This window comes from Ureibacillus chungkukjangi (assembly GCF_003217295.1).
Lineage (GTDB): Bacteria > Bacillota > Bacilli > Bacillales_A > Planococcaceae > Ureibacillus > Ureibacillus chungkukjangi.
Genome location: NZ_QJTJ01000048.1, coordinates 1 through 12,269 on the forward strand (window position 1 = coordinate 1; position 12,269 = coordinate 12,269).

Below are 12,269 nucleotides of genomic sequence, written 5' to 3' on the forward strand. Positions count from 1 at the left end.
AACATTCGAATTCACGGAACACTAGGTTATTTATCGCCAGTGGAATTCAAGAACAGGTCCTTATAAAGATTGTCCAGTTTAGTGTTGACATTCCATTTTCTATATATTCATTAACTAATTGTATTAACTTTTTACTAGCAAACATGTACTTCTCTCTTTCCTTACCTGATCCTACACTCTCTAATAATGGGAAATAACCTTCGATATAACCTTTTAAAAGGAGAATAAGATTTTCATCTTTATCCCGTAAGGTATTAATCTCTTCATAAAGAATTTGTTTATAAAAATAATTTGTCATTTCAAACCTCGATTTTCTAAGTTTACTTTTTGATTTTTTAAAATACTCGCTTGATCTTCAGGAGTCGGATTATAATAAATTTTTACGCTATGCGGTCCAGAATGCCGTAATGCCTTGTATAATCTCATTTCATCATAACCTTCGGAAATTTTTTTCATTGCAAATCCATGCCTAAAACGATGACTTAAATTATTTTTTTTCGTTTCTTTATCAGTTTTTATTCCTACTAGTTCAAAGATTTGCTTTATCCTATAACCCCAACCAGAAGCAGTTAAGGGAGTGTAATTTTGTTGATTTAAAAACAAATATTGATTTTCCCTAACATTATTGTTTTCAGAAACTTTGTCGGCTTTAGATTTATTTTTAAGGTTCTCTAGTTTTTTTTTGGATTTATTGAAAATAATTTCATCTCTAGATTCTTCATAATACTCTTCAATTAAATCTATAAGTTCTTCATCTTCTATAAGGATTGTCCATAATCCAATACCTTCCCAGCTGTAATACTCTTTTGTATAATCTTCACTTTTTTGAGGGACCATCAATCTTTTAGCATGTTGGAAACTTTTATCAGTTATTCTATTTCTTAATTTAAGGACAAAGTAACCAAGATCATTCTTATCAAAATCGATATCTTCAATTGTTAAACCTAAAACTTCACCAATTCTAAGACCATATTGGTACATCAACATAACAATGATCCTATCTCTTATCGAGAATTTATCATCAATAATTTCTAATATTTTTTGATATTCATTTTCTCTAATATATTTAGGTAAAACTGTAATTTTTAAAGCTTTAGGATTTACACTATATTTTTCGGTTTTATATACACTTGTATCATGTTGATAGTTTTGAACTAATGTTTTTTTAAACAAAGGACCTTCTCTAATATTAAAAATTACATCATAAAATTCTCTGTAGACTGACAAATAAGGTCGTAAAGTAGAATGTTTCCTCTCCAATTTAAAATCAAAATCTAAGATATTACCATTTTGTTTCCCTCCTTTTAAGAATTTGAGTAGCTTATTAAGGTTCTCATTATCGATTCCGTCCCTATAATTATTTAACTGGAATAAACTAATATACGAATAAAATATTTTTAATGCTGAAAAAGCTTGCTCACGCTTTTTAATACTGGAATCCTCTAATGAAAAATTAAGAAATTTATTTGCTTCCTTAATACTAACCCCATTTATATCCGTAATTATGTAATACACTTTCCCTTTATATTCTTTTACAAATCCAACAGCGCCAGTCCTTTGAATCATCTTACTATCGCTATCATATCTTTCGTAAATTGTACCTACTGCTGTTTCTATTTTTTTTATTAAGCCCACCGAATCTTTCCTTTCTTACCTTGATTATTTTTACAAATTATGAAGAGTGAATTTCAAGTCTAAAAATTTTTTATACTTAAAAATCATAATTTTCTAAAAAAATGTGTTCGCACCGGTTCTTTTTGGTGCATTTCGGTGCATATTGGTGTTTTAAATTATTTTATTTATAAATGTATATTTAGTCAATAATATTTTAGATTGAAAAACTGTCTAATTTAATCTTTCTATTTTATAATTTATCTATTAGCGTTACAGGAGGCTTTAGATGAATGCTTTAGGGGAAAAAATTATGATTTCTAGAAAAGTGAAAGGTCTTAGTTTAAGGGAATTAGGAAATCGAATAGGTATGAGTCACTCACAATTAAGTAGAGTAGAGAGAGGCGTAAGTAATCCTTCGAATAGTTTATTAAAAAAAATAGCAGATGAACTTGAACTAAAGGTTGAGGAGCTCTTATTACTAAATAATCCGGATTCTTTAATTATTGAAACGAAAGATATTAATTTGAAAAATAAAATAAAATCTATATCCATAAGACGCTATGAAGTTTTTGTTAGGGATAATTTTATTTGTCAGGCTTGTGGATTATCTGCCCCTTCAACTCAATTGATAGTAGCAAATATAATACCTTTCTCTTTAGGAGGAGAATCAACAATTGAAAATTCAATAACATTATGTTCAGATTGCCATATAGGGAGAAATAACCATTTAAGTAAATTTGGACTAGAGGATGACGTTTTTGTAAAACGTTTTAATATAGATATAAATGATTTTATTGATTAGAAAAAAATATAAATAACAAATATTATTGCACTTATTTATAGATTGACATACAAGACACCCTATTCATTTTGAAAGGGTGTTATTTCATAATAAATATTTAAAAATTATTTAGACATATTTTCACTCACCATAATAATTCACAATTAAATTCAAAAAATATTTCATATACATAGATTAATAGAATTAAAGACACTTTCTTCACTATTCATATGACATGTAATATAATACGCGCCTTCGTCATGCCCTTCACCTCACATTATCTCGTTAATTATCTTAAATATTATCATATTTCTAGTTGTAGATGCATTTTAACAATAGTATGTAAAAAATGGTGAGGAAAAAATCTCCCCACCATTCATGCTATCTATTATGCGTTTACTTCTTGCTCCTCAAGCCATTTTAACTGTTGTTGAACGAATTCTTCAGTCAAATTATGTCTTTCAATGAAACGATTGCGTTCATGTTTTGAACATTCAATTGTGCAACCGCCTAAATGTTTTAATTCATTTTCTTCTGAACTAATAATTTGTTTGTTACAATCTGGGTTTCCACAGTTAATATAACGCTCACAAGGTGTACCATCAAAATGATCTCTTCCGACGATTACATGCTCTACTTGGTTAATAGGCACTGTTAAGCGCTCGTCAAATACGTACATTTGACCATCCCAAAGCTGACCTTTTGCAACAGGGTCTTTACCGTAAGTAGCAACTCCACCATGCAATTGACCAACATCTTCACCGATTCCCTCACGCTTTAACCAGCCAGAGAATTTTTCACAGCGGATACCACCTGTGCAATATGTTAACACTCGTTTTCCTTCAAATAATTCACGGTTATCACGTACCCATTGTGGTGTATCTCGGAATGTTTCTACTTCCGGACGAATCGCACCACGGAAGTGACCCACATCATATTCATAAGTATTACGAACGTCTAGTACTACTGTATTATCATCTTGCATTTCATTTAAGAATTCTTCTGGAGATAAATATCGACCAGTAATTTCATGTGGATTCACATCATCCTCTAAGCTTAGGTTTACAAGCTCTGGACGTGGACGAACATGCATTTTTTTGAAAGCATGATTGTCAGCTTCATCAATTTTGAAGACAATTCCTTTAAATAATGGATGATTCTTCATCATTTCCATGTAAGCATTTGTATCTTCAATCGTACCTGAAACAGTACCATTGATACCTTCATTTGCTGCTAGAATACGACCTTTTAGATTCATCTCTTTACATACCTTTAAATGTTCGGCTGAGAAAGCAGCTGGATCTTCAATTGTCGTATAATGATAATAAAGTAAAACTCTGTAATTCATTTATATTCCACCTATCATTTATATTTGCAAGATATATTGATAGTATATCTTTTGTCATTGAATGGCCCTATCTTAAACAATAAAACCAAATAAAAACAGCGGATATAATTATATACCACACTGCCAGACGATGCAAGAAAACTTTCGATTTCAATACATCAGGATATCAATATATCATAAAAATATGATTTATTCCATCGCAACTAAGATATCTCGAATATTTTAATATGAAAAATCCGTCCATTCCTTTACTCTCGGTATACTCACTTGTTGATTATAGGATTGGTCCTTCACATAAATACTTGTTGTAATCTCCTTTAATGTATCAAGAACTGCAGGCTTGTCATCAAAGTAGTAATCTAAATTTAATTGTTTTATAATATCGATTTTTTCTTGGTCCTGCATACCACAGAAAAAACGCTCATCATGTACGGGAAATCCTTTGTCCTTCACCCATTGTCGTGTTTTTTGACAGTATCCTTTGGGACGAGATGTAATATAAAAGATTTCATGTCCCTCACGTTCAAGTTGGTTTAACAGCTCTATTGCTCCAACAAAAGCTGGACAATCCGTGAAGTAGATTTCCTCTAATAAGCTGTTCCACATCTTGCCGCCAGCTACGCTATCTAATCCAAATGCTTCATGGATTTCTACTGTTTTTAATTCACGAAATATTTCAAGCCCAATACTTTGATTGAGCTTTCGATTATAAATATGAAATGCATGCTCTCTTAAATTAATGAGTGTATCATCAATATCAAAACCAAATCTCACAAAAAGCTCCTACTTTCTAAATCTCTCTTTTGATAATTACTATCGGTTATCTTGTGTAAATACCAACCGGCTTAAACAATTTCTACCGCAGGATATGCTGTAATACATAAATCTGGACCAACTTGTTCAATCGAATCGAATTCTAGCTGAAGTCCATCCTCAATACTATCAATATTCATACCTGCAAAAGGCGTTTTCGAATTACGCCCACCTATTAATTTAGGTGCCATAAAAACAAGAACCTTATTAATTAATCCTGCTCTTAAAAAGGAGCCATTTACCTCTGCTCCACCTTCTACTAAAATATCCGTAATACCGATTTCATATAATTCGTCAAGCATTTCTTCCAAGTTTAACCCTTGTTCCGTTTTTGAAACAGTTAGGATTTGAACTCCTTTTTCAGTTAGCCGGTTCACCTTTGCCTCATCAACCTCATCACTCGTAACAATTATCGTTTGTGCTACAGCCGTATTGACAACATTAGCATTTAACGGCGTTTTTAATTCACTATCTAAAATGATACGAATAGGATTTTCCCCTTCACGGTGTGGGAGCCTTGTCGTAAGGGATGGATTATCCGCTAAAACGGTCCCTACTCCAACCAGTATTCCATCCATTTCATGACGAAGCTTGTGTACTTGTAATCGTGCCTCTTCACTCGTAATCCATTTAGAATGGCCATTATGAGTCGCTATTTTCCCATCCATTGTCATCGCAAATTTCGAAATAACAAACGGTCTATTAGCTACCATATTATGAATGAAGCGTTCATTTAATTTACGTGCCTCTTGTTCTAATAAGCCGACCTCAACCTCAATACCTGCAGCTCTTAATAAACTAATACCTCTTCCAGCAACTGATGGGTTTGGGTCCATAGTAGCGACTACAACACGACTAACTCCTGATTCTTTGACCAGATTTGCACAAGGCGGTGTTTTGCCGTAATGTGAGCAAGGCTCTAACGTAACATATAAGGTTGCTCCCTTTGCGTGTTCCCCTGCCATATTAAAAGCATGTACCTCTGCATGTGGTTCACCTGCTTTTCTATGTAAGCCGGTACCAACTATGACACCATCTTTTACAAGAACTGCTCCAACACATGGATTGGGATTTGTGTTTCCCTTGGCTGAAGCAGCTAACTCTAAAGCTAATTGCATGTAATCACTGTCTGTCTTCATCACTACACATACACACTCCTTAAACAGTTAGTTGTTCTTCTGAAATATGTCCAGACTTTTTCACCTTGGTTTCAAGGTAATGACGATTTGTTTCAGTTAAACCGCCCCATAAGGGAATATGATTATGTGCAAGAAGACCATGAGATTTTAAGGCAGCTAATTTTTGAGGATTATTTGTAATCAATGTAACTGGTTTAGATCTTAATGCCTCAAGTACACGAATCGCTTCTTCATAATTTCTTGAATCATCTTCAAATCCTAGTGCATGATTGGCTTCTACCGTATCATAGCCCTCTTCCTGTAAAATATATGCCAAGGACTTAGAGAACAATCCAATTCCACGACCTTCATGGTTCGCTAAATAAAAGATAGCACCACAGCCATGCTCAACAATCATTTTCATAGACTCATGAAGCTGATAGCCACAATCACAACGCTGACTCCCAAAAATATCGCCCGTATGACAAATACTATGCATACGAATAATTGCGTCGTCTGCGTTTGTAAAATCACCAAACACCAATACTGAAGACTGCTGCTTTGATGCCAATTCTGCTTTGACAATCGAATTAAGTATAGAGTCCTTTGTATCATGTTGTTTCTCTGTTGTTACCCATGTGTACCATTGAAAAGTTGTTTCAAAACCCTCTTGCTTTACCGGTAGCTTTACTGGACCAACTAGACATAAATTCTCCACATCATTGAAAGGAACAATCTTCATTTTATCTTTTAAAATATTATTAACATTTGATATATTATCCATCTTTCTATCACCTATCTTTTCTTTACATTTATGAGAATAACCAACTTATAAATTGAATTTTATTTATTATATCAAGTCAATAAGTTAATCTATTACTATTCAATCCTTACTATATTAATATGATATAAGATTTTTTACTATAAATATAGCTTATGTTTAAAAGGAAATTAAAAGCAGTTCATCCACACATAAAAAGTGTAAACAAAGAAAAAGACTTTGTTTACACTCTAAATAAAAATCTATTATTATATTCTTGCAAATTGATTGTATACATCATTTAATGTTTCGCAACCTAATTCGATAACTTTCTCTACATAAATACGCCAAATTTGAGCGGTCATTTTTGCATCTCCTAATGCGTGGTGACGCTCAACAATCGGTATATTATTTTCTATACAAAGTTTTTCCAATGAAACATTATCAAAATCTCGATCTATTAATTTATAAAGAAAGGATGTATCTACAATTCGATGCTTAAACAGTGTTTTAAAATGCTTTGAGCTTACATATTGCATGAAACTTCTTTCATGAGTTGCATGATGGGCAACAAGAGTAGAATCCTGTACAAATTCGAAGAAGTTCATTAAGACATTTGAAATTGGCGGCGCTTCACGTACGGAATCATTTGTAATTCCGGTAAGTTGAACGATTTCTTGTGGAATTTCGTCCTCATAATGAATTAGAGAATAAAATTGTTGCTCCTCCAATATTGTTAACCCATTCATCTTTATTGCCCCGATGGATAAAATTGCATCTCCTCTTTCAGGAGAAAATCCAGTAGTCTCAATATCAAAAACCACCACTTTCAACTTATCTAATGGTGTATTCAATGCATCATCTTTATTAATCTCTTTTTGTAAATGTCTCAAATAAGCCATTTGCTGAGAATTCTGAATACCACCAATACCACCATGTACACGCTTTCCTTGAATCCCTCTTAGTAATTGCATAAATGGTTCAAATGCCATATCAACACCCTTTTCATTTGCACTCCTTAAATTTCTTTCACGTTCACTAATTCAATTACAGCATCATGGAGTTTTTTCCCATATTTAAGAATTCGTTTAATCTCTTTTCTTTGGTCCTTCGTTAGATTTTTTAAATTTAAATAGTGCGTATCATCATACTCTTTTACTTGAAATAAAGTTAAACGATAGTTCATGAGTAATTCGAAATTTCTATAGCTGTCTTTAAGCAATTCTTCATATTCCTTCTTTTCTCGCAGCACTTCAATCCGCTCTAACGTGGAGGTCTCTATAAGACCTTCTTTAATAGATAGAAGTCGAACCGAGTTGACGTAAGGTAGAAATGCAGCATATTTCAAATTAATATGCCCCTGGTAAACCCCGTGTTGCTCCACTAAGATCTGACCCATTGGACCAATGGCATTTTTAAGTAGCTTTACGTTTTCCATTAAACGCTTCAACAATGTTGGATAGTCTTTCTGCTGTTCATAAATCATCGTTTTTAATTGATTTATATATTCTGTATCACCATACAAAGCTCTAGCATCATAAAAAATTTGCAAGTATCGAATGGATTCCCAGCTTTTTTCTTCCATCCACTTATACAACTGGACTTTCCATTCCTTATATGATTTACACCAAATCGGGTTTGAGCTCATTATATTGCCAGAACAATATGGATATCCAACAATATTTAATCCTTTTGATAATTCTTCACCAAGCTTCTTAAAATACAAGTCATTTTCGGTAGTGTATTTTTCATAAACAATCCCATGATCCTGATCACTGATTAACCCTTGTTCAAGGCGCCCCCCACTACCCGTTATAAACCAAGTAAATTTACACGGTGATTTCTTTAATGTTGTTCTTTCTATTGCAATTTCCAGTACTTTTAGCATTACCTGATCATGAAATGTATTGAGCTCAACGTTATTTGATAGGTAGGAGGGTATATGGGCATCCTTCCATTCCTTTATAGACTCATACGTTTCCATAGAGATCACTTCCTTTATAGAAAAAGCCTCTGAATGTCAGAGGCTTTTTGTTTAAGTATAAGGTTTTTTTGATTAGTAGTTTACTAGAATTTATCTTTTGTTGCAGCAGTAGTTAATTTTACTTCTTCTAAAGCCATTTGCTCTGGGTATCCATAGCTACCATGCTCTGAAATATCCAAGCCCATGATTTCTTCTTCTTCTGTAACTCGAAGACCACCCATAACTTTATCCATAATTTTAAGAAGAACAAATGCAACTACAAATGCGTAAGCACCAGAAGCAACAACACCTAAAGCTTGAACGCCTAATTGTTCCCAGCCACCGCCATAGAACAATCCAGCTTGACCCCAACCGATGTCAGTTGATAATGCAGGTAAAGCGAATAAACCGTTAGAAAGTGTACCCCATACCCCTACAGTACCATGAACAGATAAAGCAGCGATTGGATCGTCAATTTTAAGTTTTTCAAATAATTGCATGCTGAATACTACCATTACACCACCGACTAAACCGATGATTACAGCAGCCCAAGGAGCTACAAATCCACAAGAAGCTGTAATGGCAACCAAACCAGCAAGTGCACCATTTAATGTTGTTGGTACATCTGCTTTACCAGTTTTAACCCAAGCTGTAAACATTGCGGCAACTGCACCAGCACCAGCAGCTAATTGAGTGTTTAGGATAACATATCCTAAGAAGCCATCAGCAACACCGAAAGTACTTGCTCCGTTAAAACCAAACCAACCTACCCAAAGAATTAAAACACCTAAAGTAGTATATACTTGGTTATGCCCAGCAAGGACATTTGAAGAGCCATCCTTGTTATATTTACCAATACGAGGCTTTAAAATTATCGTTGCAGCTAAAGCAGCCATTGCACCAGTTAAGTGAACTACTGTAGAGCCAGCAAAGTCTTGTTTACCGTGTTCAGCTAACCAGCCACCACCCCAAATCCAGTGTGCAACTACCGGATAAATTAAAGCAGAGAAAAGAATAGCAAAGATTACGTAGACAGATAGTTTTGCACGCTCAGCAAATCCACCAAACGCAATTGTCAGTGCAACTAAAGCGAACATCACTTGGAAAGAGAAATCGACTGCTGGTGTTAGCCCACCTGCATCTGCTGCGGTTGTTGTATCTCCATAGAAGAAATTCGATAATCCGATAAATGCATTTCCATCTCCATAGATAAACCCGTAACCTACAGCCCAAAATACTAAAGTACCAAGACCAGCAGTGAATATTGTTTTGCCAGCTACATGACCAGCATTTTTCATTCTTGTTGAACCTGCTTCGAGTAAAATAAATCCGCCTAACATAAAGAATACTAAAATTGCACCAATCGCTACCCACAGGTTATCCATTAGCACTACAACAGCTTCCATAAAATTCATTCTCCCTTCTTAAAAAAAGATTCTTCATGTTACGTTATATTATTCTATGATGTTAGGAAATGTAACACGCTTTATTTAACTTAATTTTACATTATATTCCCCTTATGTCAATACAATTTTCATAAATTATTTTCATCAATGTCAGAAAAGTTAACATAACTATATAAACACTTATCTGATAAGCTTTTTGTCTTTAAACTAAGACAACTAGCAATACCACATGTATGCGATTTCATAAAATTCATAGGCTATACCTTACGTAGATGTACATTTTTCAAACTATACCATGGGAAAAAAGTTCCGATTCATAAATGTCAAACTTTTGAGATAAAAAGATACTCACATGTAAATTTGGTTTACAGCTTAATTTCTTTTATGTATAAATATTAGTTATTATTAATAATTAACCGAAACAAAGCAAAGCTCTAGAGATTTATAATCCCTAGAGCTTTTGTTATTAATTAATAATTTTTATTCTAACTTGTTTGCGGCCCCATTGAAGTGCTTCGTTACGAGTTGGGATAAAAACATCAATTTTATTCCCTTTGATAGCTCCACCAGTATCACCAGCAATCGCTTCTCCATATCCTTCAACCCACACTCTTGAGCCTAATGGAATGACATTTGGGTCTACTGCAATTACCTTTTGATTTGGATTAGAACGTAAATCAATTCCAATTGCTGTTGTCCCAGAGCAGCCTTCGCAATAAGCCGTATAAGCCGTTGCAGTTACTAATAGCTCTTTTCCAGAAGCGGGTTCTTCAGACGAACTCTGAGTTACTTTAGGTTGACTAGATTCCGTTTTACTTGGCTGTTTTTTCGCCACATTCTTTTCTACATTTTGCGTTGTATTTACGGAAGCATTCGCTACTATCGTTACTTCTTCCTTTTCACTTCCATCATCATAAAGAATTAAATCCATACCCGGATGTATTGTATAATCTGATAGTTCATTCCACTCCATTAAGTCCTTCAATTCAACTTGGTTATTTATAGCAATTCGGAATAGGTTATCCCCTTCTTTTACCTTGTAAACTTCTGGTTGTAGCATCTTGTAAAATGCAACATCACGATCTAACGCATCATCGAATAATCCGTCACCTAATGGATCTGTGATTATTAAGCTCTCCTCTTCATCATCGGTATGCATAGCAGCTCGATCAATTTCCATCCCATATACATTTGTTGTAGATATCGAAAATACGATAAGTAGCATCATTAAGGTTAATTTAGTTTTCATTTCTTCGTCCTCCTGACAATTAATCTCGAAATTTGTAATTGAATTACGAAATAAGTTCTGTCCACGGACTTACAGAAATATACATATTGATATAAAAATAGAAATAAATTGTAATATTTGTAATAAATGAAATATTTTTATATTCCACCTGAAACACTTATGTAATAGCGTTTTCTCCCATTTTTTAAAGCAAAAAAAATAACTGATTTAGAAGAAACAAACTTCTAAATCAGTTATGAAAATGGTTTTTTGTAACTTGAATAATAGAGGGAAAACTTCAAAATAAACCGACTTTCCCTTGATTTTACACCTATTCATTTCTACTAGTTAAACTTCATGATACAATAAATATTAAAATCTGATTTGATACTACATAGACCTCGTAAAGCTATACTTAAATGTAGAAAGGTGGCTCAAAGTATGAAGATAAATGTACATATAATTGCACCCTATGAAGCAATGTTACCTATAATAAAAGAATGTACTCCACTTTTTCCCGATATGAAGATCTGTGTATCTATAGGAGAATTACAAGCGGGTGTTGATATTGCATTATCAAAAGAATATGAAACAAATATATTCATTAGTAGAGGCACTACAGCCAGGCTCATTAAAGAGGCAGTGAAAACGCCCGTTATTGATATGAATATTACAGGCTACGATATGATTCGTTCGCTTACGCTAGCTTCAAATTTAAGCGATAAATCTGCACTTATTAGTTTTCCTGATATAACCACATTTGCGAAGTCGACAATCGATTTAATGGATCTTCCTATTTCAGTATTCACAATTGAACATACTGATGAAGTTCCCCCTTTAATTGTAGAGCTGAAAAATAAAGGCTATAAGCAAATTATTGGAGATACAATTACCTTAAAAACAAGTGAAGCATACGGTCTAAAAGGATTTCTAATTCACGCTAGCAAGGTAACGATTATTAGATCATTAGAACAAGCAACAGAGTTATTTCATTACATAAATAAAGTAAATATACCTAGTAAAATATTCGAGATTATCACGAAGAAAAATTATAAAAATTTTGTTCTTCTCGATAATCAAAACAATATCGTCTATGAGCATTTTACCACAATACAATTTACTAATGATTTAAAGAGTGAGATGTGTGTTTTGCAAGATAAAAGTGCAGAAGAATGCAAAGAAAAATACACAAGCTTGCCAGCCTTCATCTGAGTATTCATTTTTGTCTTGATAATGCG

Annotated in this window: 12 protein-coding genes; 2 read left to right on the top strand and 10 right to left on the bottom strand. The window is 33.5% G+C overall.

The window, feature by feature from the left end; genetic code table 11:
- Positions 1-46 precede the first annotated feature (46 nt).
- Together BJ095_RS18070 and BJ095_RS18075 are read right to left on the bottom strand one after the other, a co-directional pair.
- Entirely contained in the window at positions 47-298 is a 252-nt protein-coding gene (locus BJ095_RS18070; RefSeq protein WP_107934914.1) for a hypothetical protein, read from the bottom strand.
- Positions 295-1,635, bottom strand: a complete 1,341-nt coding sequence (locus BJ095_RS18075; RefSeq protein ID WP_107934913.1) for a tyrosine-type recombinase/integrase — start codon at positions 1,633-1,635, stop codon at positions 295-297. Before BJ095_RS18075 ends, BJ095_RS18070 begins: the two co-directional genes overlap by 4 nt.
- A gap of 265 nt (positions 1,636-1,900) precedes the next feature.
- On the opposite strand from BJ095_RS18075, the gene BJ095_RS18080 reads away from it, so the two are divergent.
- Positions 1,901-2,416, top strand: coding sequence for a helix-turn-helix domain-containing protein (locus tag BJ095_RS18080; protein ID WP_107934912.1), 516 nt, complete (start codon positions 1,901-1,903; stop codon positions 2,414-2,416).
- A 367-nt stretch (positions 2,417-2,783) separates the two neighbouring features.
- Here the strand turns inward: BJ095_RS18080 and trhO are convergent, their stop codons facing one another.
- From trhO to BJ095_RS18120, 8 genes are all read right to left on the bottom strand, one after another.
- A complete protein-coding gene (gene trhO / locus BJ095_RS18085; protein ID WP_107934911.1) occupies positions 2,784-3,743 on the bottom strand; it encodes an oxygen-dependent tRNA uridine(34) hydroxylase TrhO in 960 nt (319 codons plus the stop codon).
- Between the two features lie 222 nt (positions 3,744-3,965).
- On the bottom strand, positions 3,966-4,517 hold the full coding sequence (locus tag BJ095_RS18090; RefSeq protein ID WP_107934910.1) for a 5' nucleotidase, NT5C type: 552 nt from the start codon (positions 4,515-4,517) through the stop codon (positions 3,966-3,968).
- 71 nt (positions 4,518-4,588) lie between these two features.
- A complete protein-coding gene (gene ribD, locus BJ095_RS18095; protein WP_107934921.1) occupies positions 4,589-5,695 on the bottom strand; it encodes a bifunctional diaminohydroxyphosphoribosylaminopyrimidine deaminase/5-amino-6-(5-phosphoribosylamino)uracil reductase RibD in 1,107 nt (368 codons plus the stop codon).
- Between the two features lie 19 nt (positions 5,696-5,714).
- Positions 5,715-6,458: a GTP cyclohydrolase II gene (locus BJ095_RS18100; RefSeq protein ID WP_107934909.1), complete on the bottom strand. Its 744-nt coding sequence runs from the start codon at positions 6,456-6,458 to the stop codon at positions 5,715-5,717.
- Between the two features lie 245 nt (positions 6,459-6,703).
- On the bottom strand, positions 6,704-7,408 hold the full coding sequence (locus BJ095_RS18105; protein ID WP_328589008.1) for an exonuclease domain-containing protein: 705 nt from the start codon (positions 7,406-7,408) through the stop codon (positions 6,704-6,706).
- Positions 7,409-7,452: 44 nt separating this feature from the next.
- Complete coding sequence (locus BJ095_RS18110; RefSeq protein ID WP_107934907.1) at positions 7,453-8,418, bottom strand: DUF294 nucleotidyltransferase-like domain-containing protein; 966 nt, start codon at positions 8,416-8,418, stop codon at positions 7,453-7,455.
- 83 nt (positions 8,419-8,501) lie between these two features.
- The gene (locus BJ095_RS18115) at positions 8,502-9,803 is read right to left on the bottom strand and encodes an ammonium transporter (RefSeq protein WP_107934906.1); all 1,302 of its coding nucleotides are present in this window, start codon (positions 9,801-9,803) and stop codon (positions 8,502-8,504) included.
- Positions 9,804-10,269: 466 nt separating this feature from the next.
- Positions 10,270-11,052 (bottom strand): 3D domain-containing protein, encoded by a 783-nt coding sequence (locus BJ095_RS18120; protein WP_107934905.1) that lies wholly within the window; start codon positions 11,050-11,052, stop codon positions 10,270-10,272.
- 420 nt (positions 11,053-11,472) lie between these two features.
- On the opposite strand from BJ095_RS18120, the gene BJ095_RS18125 reads away from it, so the two are divergent.
- Complete coding sequence (locus BJ095_RS18125; protein WP_110561307.1) at positions 11,473-12,243, top strand: PrpR N-terminal domain-containing protein; 771 nt, start codon at positions 11,473-11,475, stop codon at positions 12,241-12,243.
- Positions 12,244-12,269: the final 26 nt, after the last annotated feature.